Raw genomic sequence first — 16,261 nt, 5'->3', positions numbered from 1 at the left:
TTTCAATTTCATTTTCTGGCGATATGCTGATGAAAATTTGGAGATAGGGGCGGGATGATGCTGACCAACGATCCGGTCTGGTCCGATGAGGCGCAGCGGCGGGAGATGTCGCAGGCGAAAGCGAGCGCTGGCCGCGTTGATCTGCTGGTGATCGGCGGCGGCTTTTGCGGGTTGACGGGCGCGTTGCAAGCGGCCCGCCAAGGGCTCGGCGTTCGGCTGGTGGATGCCGGCCGGATCGGCGAAGGCGCGAGCGGGTTGAATGGCGGCCAGGTCATTCCCGGCCTGAAATATGATCCGGACTGGCTTCTCCAGCATTTCGGTGACAAGCGCGGCGCCGCGGTCGTCGATTTCGTTTCGGGAACGGCGGACGCCGTGTTCGATCTCATCGAAGGTGAAAAGCTCGACGTTCCCCGGGCGCGCTCGGGCTGGATACAGGCCTGTCATACGGAAAAGGCGCTCGCCGCCGCGACTGCGCGCTACAAACAATGGCGCGGCTACAGCGATCAGGTCGAGATGCTGGACGCAACGGGCATTCAGTCCGCAATCGGCGCCGGCAACTATCTCGGCGGCTTTCACGATCGCCGCGCCGGCGTCATCAATCCGCTGTCGCTCACGCTGGAACTGGCGCGACTGGCTCGCGAAAACGGCGTCGAGATCCGCGAAAACAGCCGTTGCGCCAGCCTTTCGCGCCGCGACGGCCTCTGGATCGCCCGTCTCGCCGATGGCGCCGAGATCCGGGCAGGCAAGGTGCTGCTGGCTGCCAATGCCTATTCCGACACTCTGTTCCCGGGCCTCGCCGCCACGCTCGTGCCGCTCCATTCTCTTCAGATCGCCACCGCGCCGATTGCCGAGGACGTGTTGAGATCGATCCTGCCGGCCGGGCAGGCGGTGTCGGATTCCCGGCGGATTCTCGTTTACTACCGCCGCGCTGCCGGCAACCGTCTCATTCTCGGCGGTCGTGGCCCGATGCGTCTGCCGCGCGGACCGGAGGCTTGGGCGCATCTCGAACGGGCGCTGGTCCGGCTGTTTCCGTCTTTGCGTGGCGTGGCGATTGAAAAACGCTGGTTCGGCCGCGTCGCCGTCACGCTCGATCATCTGCCGCATGTGCATGAGCCTGAGCCGGGGCTGGTGACGATGGTCGGTTGCCAGGGGCGCGGCGTCGGTTTGATGACGGCGTCGGGCCCGCGTCTCGTCGATTATCTCCTGACCAGTGATCCAGAGCGGCTGCCTTTGCCGCTCACGCCGATCGCGCCCATTCCCTTCCACCGATTCCGGCAGGTCGGTGTCGGCGCGACGATAGCCTGGTATCGCATGCTGGACGCTTTGGAGCGGTGAAGCGAGCTTGACTCTTTCTGAAAAATGAAAATGATGAACTGAATTTCATATTTGAGCGGACGGCCATGATGGCGATGGGGGAAAGGGTGCAGCAGGGAGGCGGATCGCGCGCGGTGTTCCGCGCCCTCATGCTGACGCCCGGCTCCTTCGTAGCGTTCGTTCTGATCCTCTTCTCGCTGGCGCTGGTGCTGTTTCTGTCGTTGCGCGTCAATGACGGCTCGCTGACCGGGGCAGGGGGCACTCTTGCAAATTATGTCACCGTCGCAACCGATCCACTCTATGTCATGGTCGCGGTGAGGTCGCTGGTCATCGCCGGTTTGGTCACGGCAGCCACAGTCGTCACCGCCTTTCCCGTCGCCTATTTTCTCGCCTTCCATGCCGGTCGCCATCGTGGCCTCATCCTGTTTCTGGTGACATTGCCGTTCTGGACCAGCTATCTGCTCAGGGTCTTCGCCTGGAAGATCGTGCTCGCTTATAATGGCGTCCTGAATTCGGCGCTGGTCGGCAGCGGCCTGCTCAGCGAGCCGTCGCTGGCTTTCCTCAATACGCCCGCCGCTGTGGTGCTCACGCTTGCGCATGCCTATGCGCCATTCGCGATCCTGCCGATTTTCGTCGCGCTCGACACGATGCCGAAATCGCTGCTGGAAGCAGCCGCCGATCTCGGCGCCAAGCCCTTCACTGCCTTCCGCCGCGTCGTGCTTCCGTACTCGATGCCCGGCGTGCTCTCCGGCGCGCTCGTCGTCTTCGTGCCGACGGTCGGCGATTATGTGACGCCGGCGCTGGTCGGCGGACCGCAAAGCGTGATGATCGGTTCGCTGATCCAGGCGCAGTTCGGCAAGGCCAATGACTGGCCGTTCGGCGCGGCGCTCGCTGTCTCCGTGATGGCGCTGATTCTGGCGCTGATTCTCGTCGCCCGCATGGTCGATCGTCGCTACGGGAGCCGCCAATGACCGCGCACGCTCCACGCCTCAATGCCGGCAGTCTGCTCTGGCTCTATGTCGCAGCCTATCTGGTGTTTCTCTATCTGCCGGTCTGCCTGATCCCGCTCTTCTCCTTCAACGATGCGGTGCAGGCGTCCTTTCCGCTCAAGGGCTTCACGCTGGATTGGTACAAGGCGCTCATCGGCAATGAAGCGCTCGCCGCCGCCGTCGCAAACAGCCTGATCGTTGGCCTGACCTCGGCTTTTCTGGCGACGCTCTGCGGCGGCGCGATCGCCTATATGGATGTCTTCGGGCAATCGGTCTTCGCCAATCTCGTCTCGGCCATCGCCCGCCTGCCTATTCTCATTCCCGGCGTCATCCTCGGCATATCGCTGCTGATCCTCGTCAATCTCGCCGGTCTCGGCCCCTCGCTGACGGCCATGGTGGCGGGGCATGTGCTCGCCGGCCTGCCCACGACGGTGATGGTGATGCGGTCGCGCTTCCAGAATATTCCCCGCAGCATTCCCGAGGCCGCCGAGGATCTCGGCGCGCGCGAATTCCTGGTGCTCTGGAAAGTCATGCTGCCGCTCTCGGCCTCGGCGATCGGCTCGGCCTTCATGCTGGCCTTCCTGACCAGTTTCGACGAATTCATCATCGCCTTTTTCCTGGCCGGCTCCGATCAGACGCTGCCGCTGTTCATCTGGAGCCAGCTGCGCTTTCCGAAATCGCTGCCGATGGTGATGGCGCTCGGCAGCGTCATCCTTGCGGTCAGCATCGCCATCGCTGCCGCTGCGGAACTGCTCCGCCGGCGCGGCCAGACGTGAATGATCCAATCATAACAACGAAGAGGAGAACGCGCATGAAAACTGGAAGACTGACCAAGATCCTGGGCGGCGCGCTCGCGGCGGCTCTGATCACGACAAGCGGGTTGGCTGAGGCCGCCGACAAACTGTCCTATTTCACCTGGTCCGGCTATGAATTGCCGGAATTCAGCAAATCCTATCTCGCCGCACATCCCGATGCGATCGAATATGCGATGTTCGGCGATGACGACGACGCCTTCACCAAGGTCAAGGCCGGTTTCCGGCCCGATGTCGCCCATCCCTGTTATGACAAGATCGCCCGGTGGAACAAGGAAGGCCTGCTGCAGCCGATCGACACCAAGCGCATCAAGAACTGGGACAAGATCTTCCCGACCTTCCGCAATCTTCCAGACCTCCAGGCCGGCGACGGCAAGGTCTGGATGGTGCCCTGGGATTGGGGCAACACCTCCATCCTCTACCGCACCGATCTGGTTGAGAATCCGGAAAAGAGCTGGTCGCTCCTCTGGGACAAGCAATATGCCGGCCGCATGGCCACGATCGACGCCGTGCATGACACGCCGCTGGTCGCCGCCCTTCTTGCTGGCGTCAACCCCTTTGACATGAGCGCGGCCGATCTCGACAAGGTCGCCGAGAAGCTCCGCGATCAGCGGCCGCTGATCTCCACCTACACCACCGACATGACCTCGGTGGAGCAGTCGCTGGCGAGCGGCGAACTGGTCGCCGCCATGACCTGGAACGCCTCCGCCGTGGCGCTCAAGAAACAGGGCGTACCGGTGGAGTTCATGAAGCCGAAAGAGGGCATGCTCACCTGGACCTGCGGCTATGTGCTGCTGAAGGACGCCAAGAATGTCGATCTGGCCTATGACTTCATCAACAGCCGTCTGGAAGCCGATTCCGGCAAATATCTGATCGAGGCCTATGGCTATGGCGCCTCGACCAGCACCGCTTTCGCCGAAGTTCCGGCCGATACGCTGAAGACGCTTGAATTGCCGTCCAATCCCGACGACATGCTCAAGACCACGGTTTTCACCGGGCCGATGAAGCAGAATGACGATCTCGCCAAGATGTTCGAAAAGGTCAAGGCGGGCGGCTGAGCCCATGCGCCGCCGCCGTCCCCCAAAGGGCGGCGGCGACCGGAGAGAAAGGACGCCAGAGTGCAAGAGATGACGGCAAGACAGATGCGGGATGCGACGGAGGCCGACGTCATTGTCGGCCGGCGTGTGCGCGCGCTCCGGCTCGAGCGCAACATGTCGCTGACGGAGCTTGCCTCCCGCACCGGCATTTCGATCGGGGCGCTGAGCCAGATTGAGCGCGGCCTGAGTTCTCTGCGCGTCAAGGTCATCTGGCCGCTAGCGGCGGCGCTGTCGGTGGAGCCTGGCGCGCTGATCGGCGAGGGGACCGACAATTCCAACGATCTCTATTGCGTCCGGGCACAATCGCGCCGGCCGCTGCCGGTTCATTCGGAAGGCATCGGAAAATGGCTGCTGTCGCCGCCGGGTTCACAGCTGACCGGCATGCTGGTGACGGTCGAGCCCCGCGGCGGCACTGCCGAAGCCTATGCCCATACCGGCCATGAATTCGGCTATGTGCTGACGGGCGATGTGGAGCTCGAAATCGACGGCGGAACCTATCAATTGAAGCAGGGCGACAGCTTCGCCTTCAAGAGCACCCTGATGCATGCTTTCACCAACAGAGGCGCCGTCCGCGCCGAGATCCTCTGGGTCAACACCAACAAGCCGCCGGAGGCCGACAATGGCTGAGCCCTTGCTGTCGCTCGACAAGGTGCGCAAGGTGTTTCCCGGCGGACTGGTCGGCCTCGACGATATCGATCTCGACATCGCACCAGGCGAATTCCTGAGCCTGCTCGGCCCCTCCGGCTGCGGCAAGACCACCACGCTGAGGGTCATCGCCGGGTTCGAAAGCCCGACGTCGGGCAAAGTGTTGCTTGAAGGGCGCGATATCACCGCGCTCCGACCCTATGATCGACCCGTGAACACCGTCTTCCAGGACTACGCCCTGTTTCCGCATATGAATGTCACGGAGAATATCGAGTTCGGCCTGTCGCTTCGCAAGATCCCCTCCGCCGAGCGTCGCAAAAAGGTTCAGGCGGTGCTGGAGATGGTCGGTCTGCCTGACAAGGCCGAGGCCCGGGTCAGCGCCCTTTCCGGCGGTCAGCGTCAGCGCGTGGCGCTCGCCCGCGCCATCGTCTGCGAACCGAAACTCCTCTTGCTCGACGAACCGCTTTCGGCGCTCGACGCGCATCTGCGCGAACAGATGCAGGTGGAATTGAAGCGCCTGCAGCACGAGATCGGCGCGACCTTCGTGATGGTCACCCATGACCAGACCGAGGCGCTGTCGATCTCCGATCGCATCGTGGTGATGAACAAGGGCCGTATCGAACAGGCAGCGTCTCCCGCCGAACTCTATGACCGGCCCGCCACCCGTTTCGTCGCTGGCTTTATCGGCACCATGAACCTGTTGCCGGCGCGGGTGGTCGGGGTCTCCGCTTCTGGGGTCAGTGTCGACGTCGATGGCTGGACCTTGACCATACCTTCCGATGGGGCGTCGACAAAAAGGCTCGGAGACGATGTCACAATCGGCGTCAGGCCTGAGGACCTGTTCGTTTCGCGTGACGCCGCCGCAGGCGATTTGCTAGGAACAGCAGTCAGCGTCGTCTTTCATGGCAAATCGCTTCGGCTTCGCGTCGAAACCAGCCAGGGAAAGACGCTGTCCGTGGATGTGCCGCGGCAAGGGGAACAAGAAATCGTCGAACCGGGCGTAACCGTGGCTCTGTCGCTGCGTCCCGGGGCGACCTGCCCGATGATGGCGGGCTGAACGCGCAAGCAGAGGAAAGCAAGCATGAGCAATCACGAACTCTTCTACATCAACGGCGAATGGGTTGCCCCTGTCGTTCCCGCCACGCTGGATGTGATCAACCCGGCCACCGAAGAGGCCTACACCAAGATTTCCGTCGGCTCCAAGGCCGATGTCGACAAGGCCGTCGCCGCCGCAAAGGCCGCCTTCAAGACCTTTTCCAAGACCAGCCATGCCGACCGCCTTGCGCTGCTCAAGAAGATCCTCGAAGTCTACAATGAGCGCTTTGAAGATATCGGTAAGGCCGTGTCGGACGAGATGGGCGCGCCGATGTCCTTCGCCCTCGACGCCCAGGCATGGGCCGGCCGCGCCCATATGGAGGCCACGATTAAGGCGCTCGAAGATTACTCCTTCAGCGAAAAGCGCGGCACGACCACGGTGGTCAAAGAGCCGATCGGCGTCTGCGCGCTGATCACACCGTGGAACTGGCCGCTCAACCAGATCGTCTGCAAGGTCGCCCCGGCAATCGCCGCCGGCTGCACGGTCGTGCTCAAGCCTTCCGAGATCGCCCCCATCAGCGGCATCATCTTCGCCGAAGTCATGCATGCGGCCGGCGTGCCCAAGGGCGTGTTCAATCTCATCAATGGCGATGGCCCGAATGTCGGCCAGGTCATGGCCGGCCATCCCGATGTCGACATGGTGTCCTTCACGGGCTCCACCCGCGCCGGCATCATCGTCGCCAAGACCGCCGCCGACACCGTCAAGCGCGTCGCCCAGGAACTCGGCGGCAAATCGGCCAACATCATCCTGCCCGACGCCGATCTCGAAGATGCCGTCACCAAGGGCGTTCAGGGCTGCTTCGGCAATACCGGTCAGTCCTGCGATGCGCCGACCCGTATGCTGGTGCCGGCCGACCGCCACGACGAAGCGCTGAAGGTGGCGAAAGTCGCCGCCGAAGCCTTCAAGACCGGCGACCCAAAAGCTGCCGACACCGATCTCGGCCCCGTCGTCAGCCAGCTGCAGTATGACAAGATCCAGCGCCTGATCCAGGCTGGCATCGACGAAGGCGCGACGCTTGTGACGGGCGGAACAGGCCGTCCCGAACACCTCAATCGCGGCTATTTCATTCGCCCGACCGTGTTCGGCGGCGTCACCCGCGACATGACCGTCGCGCGCGAAGAAATCTTCGGGCCGGTGCTGTCGATTATGCCCTACAAGGACGAGGCCGAGGCCATCGATATCGCCAATGACACGGTCTACGGTCTCGCGGCCTATATCCAGTCCGAAGACATCAACCATGCCCGGGCTGTCGCCGCCGAAATGCGCGCCGGCTCCGTCTTCCTCAACTATCCGGAATGGGACGTCTATTCGTCCTTCGGGGGCTACAAGCAATCGGGCAACGGCCGCGAATATGCCGATTTCGGCATTCACGATTTCCTCGAAATCAAGTCGATCATCGGCTACGGCGATTGATCTTGCCCTCGACTGGCGGCGTCAGCGCCGCCAGTCCTCCCGCGCGATAAAGCCGCGAAGATCGGTGTAGCTCATCGGCTTGGCGAGCGCATAGCCCTGCAAGATGTCGCAATTCATGTCGCGAAGCAGATCGATGTGCGCGCGCGTCTCCACGCCCTCCGCCGTCACCTTCATGCCCAGCGAATGGCCGATGCCGATGATCGCTTCGACCAGTTGCCGCTGTTCCCGGTTCTCGACGATCGGCTTGATCAGCGCCCGGTCCACCTTCAGCGTGTTCGGCTTGACCTTCAGAAGTCCGATGACCGAGGCGTGTCCCGACCCGAAATCGTCGATTTCGAGGCCGAAGCCCCGGCTGCGCAGCGCCTCGATATTGGCGGCGAGATCGCCTTCGCTGTCGTCGAGGAAGATCGTTTCCAGCAATTCGAAGGAAATCTTCTCAGGCGCGATCGGCAGCTTATCGAGCTTGGTCATCAGTTCGGGATCGCTCAGTCGCCTGACAGAGATGTTGAACGATATCTTGGGCGCCGCCTCGCCCAGCGTTTTCATATGGTCGAGGGATTTCTCGAGAATCATCGCATCGATGGCGGAGACCACGTCCAGCTCTTCGGCGATGGCGAGAAACGCAGCCGGCGGCAAGACGCCCTTGAGCGGATGCGCCCAGCGCGCCAGCGTCTCCAGCCCGGCGAGATCGAGGCTCTTCGCATCGAATTGCGGCTGGAAATAGGGGATGAATTCGCCGCGTTCCAGCGATGCAAGGATCTCGTCGGAAACGCGCTTCTTAACGACGATCTGGTCCTGCAATTCGCTGGTGAAGAATTCGTAGCGGTTCTTGCCGTTGCTCTTGGCTCGATAAAGCGCCATGTCGGCGTTCTGCAGCAATTGCGTGGCGTCGCAATCCGGTCGCGCGTCGAAAGCGATGCCGACGCTGGCGCCGACGCGGCAGGGCGTCTTGTCGACATAGACTGGCGCCCGAAGCCGCTCGATGATCTCGGTCGCCATGGCTTGCAACCGGCAGAGATCACCTTCGAAAGTCGAGACGATGACGAATTCGTCTCCGCCGATCCGGGCGACGACATCGTCTGTTGATGCGGCCGAGAGCAGAATGGCGCTGGCATGCGTCAGCATGAAATCGCCGGCGCGATGGCCGAGCGTGTCGTTGATCTGCTTGAAGCGGTCCAGATCGATATGCAGGATGGAGAGGCCAGCGGCGCCGGAGTGGCGTGCAAGCGTTTCATCGAGGAAGCGTCGGTTCGGCAGCCCCGTCAAATCGTCATGCAGCGCGTTGAATTCCAGACGGGATCGGATCGCTTCGAGCTCGGAGTTGCGGGCCTCGGCGAGCGTCTTGGCGCGCTCGAGTTCCTCGCGCACCCGGACGTCCTCCGTGACATCCCAATTGGCGCCGATCACCTTTTGCCGGCCATTTGCGTCGATGAAATGCGCAGCTTGCCCCCGAATATGGCGCAAGGCCCCGTCATTGGCCCTGATGATCCGGAATTCGTTCGAAAAATCTTTTCCCGATGTCACGCCGGCATTGATCCGCTGCAGGGCGGCGGCGCGGTCTTCAGGATGGATGACGCTCATCCAATCATCTCCGCCCATGACTGGCGAATTGCCGATCAGACCGAAAATCTCCATCAGCGTGTCGTCGAACTGCACGGTGTGATCGACGAGATCGGCCTCGAAAACCCCGATGCGCGTGGCTTCCAGCGCGAGTTCAAAACGCTGCTTCAGCCGTTGGATCTGTCCTTCGGCCTCCTTGCGCGCGGTGATATCGAGATCGGTGCCGATGATGCGGGCCGCGCTGCCATCCGGAAAAGTTTCGACGCAGGCGCCGCGGCATTCGATCCAGACATAGGTTCCATCGGCGCGTCGCTCGCGATACTCGCAATCCGTGACCGACATGTCTCCCGCGACCTGCTTCTCGATATAGGCGCGGACCCGTTCGCGGTCATCAGGATGGACGGCATCGATCCAGCTCTCATAGTCGGCGTCGACTTCGCTATCGCGTGAAAGCCCCCGGATCTCTTTCCATTTCCCGGAATAGAAATAGTCGCCGCGCCTGATGTCATGGTCCCAGACGCCGAGATCCGAGCCCACCAGCGCCGCATTCCAGCGTTCTTCCCAGCGGCGCGTCTCTATCTGCGTCGTCTTGGCGGCATGGATGTCGAGTATGGTGACGATGAAGAAGCCGTCGAAACCCGAGACCTGCCTGGCCTGCAGATTACACCAGCGGCGCTCTTCTCCTGATGTGATTTCGATGTCGAGGCCGGCTGGGCAGCCTGGAATATCCGGCGACAGGATCAGCAGATTGACGAGTTTGTCCCGGTCCTCTTCAGCGAACTGTGCGCACAGCGACGACGCCGTTCCGACGCCCGGCAGGATGGAATAGGCTGCTTCATTGGCGCCGAACACGCTCAGGCGTTCATCGATCAGGATCGCCGGCGCCGGCAGCAGATCGAGTGAGGAGAGAATCTCCTTCACGATCCAGTCCGGTAAGGGGCGTAAGGCTGTCAAGGCTCTCACGCAGTCGGCTCGATCTGTTGTTCGGTGCTGAATGGCATGGATTCGTCTCGACTTCGGGAATGCAGATCATCGCCTTACGACCTAAACAATCCGTTCACATCGCTGGTGAAATCTTGGACGTTGTGGCCATGTTGCGCCGCGCCGTCTTTCATAGCAAGTCGTCGATGACAGCGATAAAACATCCGTGTTTGGTGAGAGTGGAGACTGCCATGGAAAAAGATACGCCGAAGCGCCGACCGCGCCGCAAGAGCGAAGGCGCGACCATGGCCGATGTCGCCCGCGCGGCGGATGTGTCGATGCAGACCGTGTCGCGCTTTCTGCGCTCTCCTGACACCGTAACGGAAAAGACCGCCGAAGCGATCCGCGCAGCCATCGCCAGCACCCATTACGTCCATAATCTCGCCGCCAGCCATCTCGCCTCGCAGCGCAGCCGCACCGTGGCGGCGATCATCCCGACGATCTCCGCCTCCGTGTTCGCCGACACGATCCAGAGCTTTTCGGAGGTGCTTGACGCAGGAGGCTATCAGATCTTTCTCGGCGCGACGAACTACGACCCGGTTCAAGAAGAAAAAGTCATCCGCGGCCTTTTGGGGCGGCGTCCCGACGGCATTTTCATCATCGGCGCCCGGCACAGTCGCCAGACAACGGCTTTGCTGAAACGGGCCGCCATTCCGGTGGTGGAAGGTTGGGATCTCGTCGACCATCCGCTCGATGGCGTCGTCGGTTTTTCGAACCGTCAACCCATGCGGTCCCTTGTGGATCATCTCGTAGCCATGGGGCGACGGGGCATCGTGTTCTGCGGCGCGCTGGCGCGCGGAGACGTGCGCGCCGAAGAGCGGCGGAACGGTTTCGTCGAGGCAGTGAAGGCGATCTGGCCTGAGGCGGAGCCGAGTTTGGTCGTGGAGCAGGACCAGGGCGCAGACATGGAAGCGGGCGCTCGCCTTCTCGCACGCGCGCTGCGGGAGCGGCCGGATTGCGATGCACTGGTCTTCTCGAGCGATATCCTCGCCTCAGGCGCGCTTCTGGCGAGCCAGAGACTGGGTATTTCCGTTCCGGAAAGACTGGCGATCACCGGATTTGGCGATTTCGAACTCGCCCGTCATCTCAACCCGGCTCTCACCACCATCCGTATTCCGGCAAGCGAGATCGGTCGCAGAGCCGGGGAAATGCTTCTGGCGTCGATGCTCGGTCAGACGCCTGCCGAAAAACGCGTTGATGTCGGATTCGAACTGATCCTGCGGCAGAGCGCCTGAGATCGACGGTGATGGAAGCCGTCCGTTGAAAAATGTTAGCGCTCACTCTTGACGTTGTGCTGAATGCCGGTACCCTGAAGACAATGAAAATCATCTTTGGGAGGAAGACATGGGCGTTCTCAGCGGGTACCGCGTCCTCGATTGTTCGATCGCCATGGCGGGGCCGTTCGCGGCGCAACGTCTGGGCGATCTCGGCGCGGATGTTGTCAAGGTTGAGCCCGTGACGGGCGAATGGCAGCGGCATGTCTCGGCAGGCGGCGCAGGCGGCAACCGCGTCAACGTTTCATTCCTGTCGCTCAACCGCAACAAGCGCTCGCTCGCCGTCGATCTCAAATCGCCCGACGGCAAAGCCATCCTGATGGACCTCGTCCGCGATTGCGACGTCTTCCTCCAGAACTATCGCCCCGGCGTCGCCAAGCGTCTCGGCGTTGATTACGAAAGCCTGTCGGCGATCAATCCGTCCATCGTCTATGTCTCGATGTCGGGTTATGGCGAGACTGGACCCTATGTCGATCGTCCCGGCCAGGATCTCGTGCTGCAGGGCATGTCGGGCGCCATGCTGTCGGCGGGCCGGGAAGGCGAGCCGCCCACCGCCGCCGGCCAGTATCTGGTCGACGCCATCACGGCCTACACCGCCTTCGAAGGCGTGCTGGCCGCCCTCCTGCATCGCGAGCGCACGGGCGAGGGGCAGCTGGTGCAGGTCAACATGCTCGACGCCATCACCACCATCCAGATGCAGGAGCTTTCGGTCTTCACCGTCGGCAAGAAGGAGCAGAAGCGCTCCGCCGAGCCGCATGCGCATGTCTATATCCGCGCGCCCTATGGCGCCTTCGCGACGTCGGACGGCTTCATCATCGTGGCCTTCCCCAAGCTCAAAACCTTGGGCGAGGTGATCGGCGAGGACAGTTTCCTGACCATGAACGACGAGGTCGATACATGGAGCCGTCGCGACGAGATCTTTGCCAAGACGCGCGACAGGCTTAAGACCAGGACCTCTGCGGAATGGCTGGACCTGCTGCGCGCCGCCGACATCTGGTGCGGTCCCGTCTATGGTTACGCCGATCTCGTCGACGATGCGCAGATCAAGCATAACGGCTCCTTCGTGGAATACGACCATCCGACCGAGGGACGGGTGAAGACGCCCGGCTTTCCGATCCGTTTCTCCAAGACTCCGTCGACAGTCGAGCGCGGCGCCCCGCTCGCCGGCGAGCACAGCCGCGAGATTCTCAGGGAAGCCGGCTATGACGAGGCGCGGATCGACCAGTTGCTGGCCCAGGGCGTGATTGCCGCCAGCGTGGTGTGATCACTAGGCTCCTCCTTGGGCCTGCGCTAACCGGGCAAACCCCTCCGTGAGATCCACGGCTGATACGGCGACATAACCCCTTGGTGTTATGTCGCCGTCGCCGCATTTTCGACATCATCGCCGCCTGCCTCGCCCAAAAAGGGGAGGCCTCGAAGGACCGCGCCAAACGGCGCCAAGAAAAACTCCGGAGGCGAAGATGAACCAGCCTATCAAACTCCAACGCGCGCTCGGCCTGTGGTCGGTCGTTCTGTTCGGCCTTGCTTACATGACGCCGATGATCGTGTTCGGCACATTCGGCGCGCTCGCGACCACCAGCGGCGGCACCACGCCGATGGCCTATCTGATCGCCGCCGGCGCGATTCTTCTGACCGCCATCAGCTATGGCGTGATGGCGCGCGTCTATCCGGTTGCGGGCTCGGCCTACACCTATGCTCGCCGCTCACTGAACGGTCATGTCGGTTTCCTCGTCGGCTGGGCTGTGTTGCTCGACTATTTCTTCCTGCCCATGGTCATCTGGCTGATCGGCGGCGCCTATCTATCGTCCGCGTTTCCGGATGTGCCGGCCTTTGTTTGGATCCTGGCGTTTATCCTTCTGACTACTGCCGTCAATCTCGTCGGCGTCGTCTTCGCAAGCCGCGTCAATCTCATCCTGATGGCCGTTCAACTTCTCGTGCTCATCGCCTTCGTGGCGCTGGCGGCGCGTTATGTCATCGCAGCGCAAGGTCCCGGCGGTCTGCTGTCGGTCGAGCCCTTCTTCAAGGCGGACGTGCCTTTCTCGGCCTCCATCGCGGGCGCTGCGATCGCGGCCTATTCGTTCCTGGGTTTCGACGCCGTCTCGACGCTGACCGAAGAGACCCGCGATCCCGCGCGCACCATGCCGAAGGCCATCCTGATCACGGCCGTGGCGGGCGGTGCGATCTTCGTGCTGTCGTCCTATGTCACCCAACTCGCCCATCCCGGCGCGGTGTTCCAGTCCGTCGATTCCGCCGCCACTGAAATCGCAGCCAAGATCGGCGGCGACGCGTTTGTGGCGATTTTCCTCGCCACCCTCATCGTCGCCCAGTTCACCTCGGGTCTCGCCGCACAGGCGAGCGTCGGACGGCTGCTGTTCGCCATGGGCCGCGATGATGTCCTGCCGAAAGCAATCTTCGCGCGGCTTCATCCGCGCTGGCGCACGCCGGTAATCAATCTGGTCATGGTCGGCGTCGTCGGTCTTCTGGCGCTGTTCATGGACATCACCACCTCGACCTCTTTCATCAATTTCGGCGCTTTCCTCGCCTTCACCGCCGTCAATCTCTCGGTGATCGCGCTTTATCTGCGCGGCGAGACGCAGGTCCGCGCTTCGGGCGTTCTCGTCGGGCTGATCATTCCGGCGGTCGCAGCTGTTTGCGATCTCTATTTGCTGGGCAATCTCGACTGGAACGCCAAGATCCTGGGTCTCGCCTGGCTCGTTATCGGCGCGGTCTATCTCGTCTATCTGACCGGTGGACTGCGCAAGGCCCCGCCGGAAATGGATTTCGCTGAATAAGCCGGGAAAAAGCTCCGGTCAGGCGAGAAACAGATGGAAAAGCTCGGCCTGACTGGAGATCTTCAGCTTCGCATAGATCTGTCGCCGGTGAACCTTGACCGTGTTCGGCGACAGATCGAGAACGGCAGCGATCGAGAGGTTGGAATGGCCTTTGAGGATCAGGGTGACGATCTCGGTCTCCCGTTTGGTCAGAAGCGGATGTTCGATGCGGGCGCCGCCGCTCGGCGCAGCGCCGTCTCCCAAACCTTGCCAGTGTTTCCGCGCAGCAGCACAGACCATCGGTCCAAACAATCCGAAAAGCCCGAGCTCCTCCGCGCCGAACAGCGGTTCGCCCTCCATGCGCGACGCCGAGAGCACGCCGGTCGAGTTCGCACCGAGATCGAGCACGAAACCCACTTCGTCGATGATGCCGGTCGTCCGGTAATGGCGGCGGAAGTATTCGCTGTCGAAGAAATCATCCGGGGCGATCGCCCGCATGGCCAGAAACCGCTCGCGGCGATCGCCTTTAACGGCGTCGTAGAAAGGGTCGAGCACATAGGCGCCGTCGAGATAATGATCGACGATCACGCCATGACGTTTCTGGTCGTGCATGTTGTAGAGATCGCCGGCCCCGCCATCCGCTGTGTAATAGAAGCCGTTCATCATGCCGAAAGGCCCGAGCGCCTGCAGCGCCTTCGCCAGAAGATCCGGGAACGCGGTCTGCCCGATCGCCGTCACCGACTCTGCGAAGGCCGTCGCGAAAGCGCCGAGCTTCGCCTCATTCACCGTCGCGGATTGGTCCATCCGCTTCACCCCCGACCTCAGCACGCGTCATCGCGTTCAGGATGCTTTGGAACTCTCTCATGCAAAAGGCAATGAAAATCACATTCGACCGCCATGAGCTGGACCTGCCGGCTCTCGAGATCGCCGAGGGCGTTCGCTCCGGTCGGCTCAAGGCGGTCGACATCATGGCCGAGAGCCTGCGTCGGGCGCGCATCGCCCAGGACGCCGCAAATTGCTTCGCCTTGATCCGCGGTGAGCAGGCCATGGCTGCGGCTGAAGCGGCGGATGCCGCCGTAGCGCGCGGGGAGCCCACGGGCGCGCTCTTCGGCGTGCCCTTCGCCGCCAAGGATCTGACCCCCACCAAAGGCGATCTCACGACGCTTGGCTCCTGGTCCTCTGGCGACTGGGTTCCCGAAGAAAGCGCGCTTGTGGTGCGGCGGCTCGAAGCGGCCGGCGCGATCCTGATGGGCAAGACCACGACGCCGGAATTCGCCTTTTCGAGCTTCACCGTCAGCCCGCGTTTCGGCGTCACCCGCAATCCCTGGGATCTCTCGAAAACCTCGGGCGGTTCATCCGGCGGCTCCGCTGTGGCGGTGGCGATCGGCGTCGTGCCCGTTGCGGAAGGCACCGATATGGGCGGCTCGGTGCGCATCCCCGCCGCCTTCTGCGGCGTCGTCGGCCTGAAGCCGAGCCTCGGCCGTATTCCCATGACCATCCTGCCGAGCCAGTTCGACAATATCTCGCATTTCGGCCCTCTCGCTCGAAGGATACAGGACGCGATCGCCTTCATGTCGGCGGCGTCTGGTCCGAGCGACGAGGACATTTCTTCCATCCCGATCGGCTTCGATGGCGGGAATTGCGCTCCCCTCGATCTCCGCGGCCGCCGCTTCGCCCTGTCTTACGACCTCGGCTATTACCGCCTCGAGCCCGACGTCCGTCAGTCGATTGACGAGGCGGTCGAGCGCATGCGCAATGCCGGCGCGGTCATCGAGGAGGTGGATCTCGGCTGGACGCGCGCCGTCAATGATCGCTGGTTCGATCTCTGGTGCGTGTTCATGGCCGCCTATTTCGGCGACCGGCTGGTGGGTTTCCGCGAGCGGATGGATCCCGAAATCGTCAAGCTCATCGAGCGCGGCCTGACGCTTAACGCAGCCGAGATCAAGCGGATCGAATTGCTGCGGACCGAGATGTGGCGTTCCCTGGCGACAGCTCTCCAGGGCAGGGAAGCGCTGCTCTGTCCGACTTGCGCCATCACAGCGCCGGGCGTCGATCGTATAGATGACGACTTTATCGGCGAGGATGAACAGGGGCGTTTGCTCGGCCTCGATATGACTTGCCCCTTCAATCTCCTGCCCCAAAGCCCCGCCCTGTCGGTCCCTGTTGGTCTCACGCCACATGGCATGCCCGTGGGGCTCCAGATCGTCGGCCACCGCTTCCAGGACGAGCGCGCGCTGGCGATCGGCGGCGCCATCGAAGCGCTCTCCCTTTAGGAGAGCTGCACAAGGATCGTGGAACCTCAGCCGAAC

General features: G+C 62.5%; 13 protein-coding genes. 11 read left to right on the top strand and 2 right to left on the bottom strand.

The genetic code is table 11. The features are described 5' to 3' along the window. Positions 1-54 precede the first annotated feature (54 nt). The 7 genes from E8Q41_RS17285 to E8Q41_RS17255 all read left to right on the top strand — a co-directional run bounded on the left by E8Q41_RS17285 (position 55) and on the right by E8Q41_RS17255 (position 7,366). Positions 55-1,335 carry an FAD-binding oxidoreductase gene (locus E8Q41_RS17285; RefSeq protein WP_137156803.1) on the top strand — a complete coding sequence of 427 codons (1,281 nt, stop codon included), beginning with the start codon at positions 55-57 and terminating at the stop codon, positions 1,333-1,335. A 68-nt stretch (positions 1,336-1,403) separates the two neighbouring features. Further along, on the top strand, positions 1,404-2,285 hold the full coding sequence (locus E8Q41_RS17280; protein WP_246660230.1) for an ABC transporter permease: 882 nt from the start codon (positions 1,404-1,406) through the stop codon (positions 2,283-2,285). Further along, on the top strand, positions 2,282-3,079 hold the full coding sequence (locus E8Q41_RS17275; RefSeq protein WP_137156801.1) for an ABC transporter permease: 798 nt from the start codon (positions 2,282-2,284) through the stop codon (positions 3,077-3,079). The genes E8Q41_RS17280 and E8Q41_RS17275 overlap by 4 nt, the downstream gene beginning before the upstream one ends. Before the next feature lie 35 nt (positions 3,080-3,114). Then, positions 3,115-4,173: an ABC transporter substrate-binding protein gene (locus tag E8Q41_RS17270; protein WP_137156800.1), complete on the top strand. Its 1,059-nt coding sequence runs from the start codon at positions 3,115-3,117 to the stop codon at positions 4,171-4,173. A 69-nt stretch (positions 4,174-4,242) separates the two neighbouring features. Continuing rightward, positions 4,243-4,839, top strand: coding sequence for a cupin domain-containing protein (locus E8Q41_RS17265; RefSeq protein ID WP_137156799.1), 597 nt, complete (start codon positions 4,243-4,245; stop codon positions 4,837-4,839). Next, complete coding sequence (locus E8Q41_RS17260) at positions 4,832-5,914, top strand: ABC transporter ATP-binding protein (protein WP_170976524.1); 1,083 nt, start codon at positions 4,832-4,834, stop codon at positions 5,912-5,914. Before E8Q41_RS17265 ends, E8Q41_RS17260 begins: the two co-directional genes overlap by 8 nt. Before the next feature lie 24 nt (positions 5,915-5,938). Continuing rightward, a complete protein-coding gene (locus tag E8Q41_RS17255; protein WP_137156797.1) occupies positions 5,939-7,366 on the top strand; it encodes an aldehyde dehydrogenase family protein in 1,428 nt (475 codons plus the stop codon). A gap of 21 nt (positions 7,367-7,387) precedes the next feature. On the opposite strand, the gene E8Q41_RS17250 is transcribed toward E8Q41_RS17255, so the two are convergent. Then, positions 7,388-9,847 (bottom strand): bifunctional diguanylate cyclase/phosphodiesterase, encoded by a 2,460-nt coding sequence (locus tag E8Q41_RS17250; RefSeq protein ID WP_137156796.1) that lies wholly within the window; start codon positions 9,845-9,847, stop codon positions 7,388-7,390. A gap of 251 nt (positions 9,848-10,098) precedes the next feature. On the opposite strand from E8Q41_RS17250, the gene E8Q41_RS17245 reads away from it, so the two are divergent. From E8Q41_RS17245 to E8Q41_RS17235, 3 genes are all read left to right on the top strand, one after another. Continuing rightward, complete coding sequence (locus tag E8Q41_RS17245; protein WP_246660229.1) at positions 10,099-11,142, top strand: LacI family DNA-binding transcriptional regulator; 1,044 nt, start codon at positions 10,099-10,101, stop codon at positions 11,140-11,142. A gap of 109 nt (positions 11,143-11,251) precedes the next feature. Next, the gene (locus tag E8Q41_RS17240) at positions 11,252-12,445 is read left to right on the top strand and encodes a CoA transferase (RefSeq protein WP_137156794.1); all 1,194 of its coding nucleotides are present in this window, start codon (positions 11,252-11,254) and stop codon (positions 12,443-12,445) included. 196 nt (positions 12,446-12,641) lie between these two features. Next, positions 12,642-13,973 carry an APC family permease gene (locus E8Q41_RS17235; protein WP_137156793.1) on the top strand — a complete coding sequence of 444 codons (1,332 nt, stop codon included), beginning with the start codon at positions 12,642-12,644 and terminating at the stop codon, positions 13,971-13,973. A gap of 18 nt (positions 13,974-13,991) precedes the next feature. Here E8Q41_RS17235 and E8Q41_RS17230 read toward each other — a convergent pair whose 3' ends face one another. Continuing rightward, positions 13,992-14,756: a helix-turn-helix transcriptional regulator gene (locus tag E8Q41_RS17230; protein ID WP_137156792.1), complete on the bottom strand. Its 765-nt coding sequence runs from the start codon at positions 14,754-14,756 to the stop codon at positions 13,992-13,994. A 71-nt stretch (positions 14,757-14,827) separates the two neighbouring features. Here E8Q41_RS17230 and E8Q41_RS17225 point away from each other — a divergent pair, with 71 nt between their 5' ends. Beyond that, a complete protein-coding gene (locus tag E8Q41_RS17225; protein ID WP_246660228.1) occupies positions 14,828-16,225 on the top strand; it encodes an amidase in 1,398 nt (465 codons plus the stop codon). Positions 16,226-16,261: the final 36 nt, after the last annotated feature.

This window comes from Rhizobium sp. FKL33 (assembly GCF_005222915.1).
Taxonomy (GTDB): domain Bacteria; phylum Pseudomonadota; class Alphaproteobacteria; order Rhizobiales; family Rhizobiaceae; genus Rhizobium_E.
The sequence above is the reverse complement of the archived record's forward strand: the minus strand, read 5'-3'. Positions and strand labels throughout refer to the sequence as shown.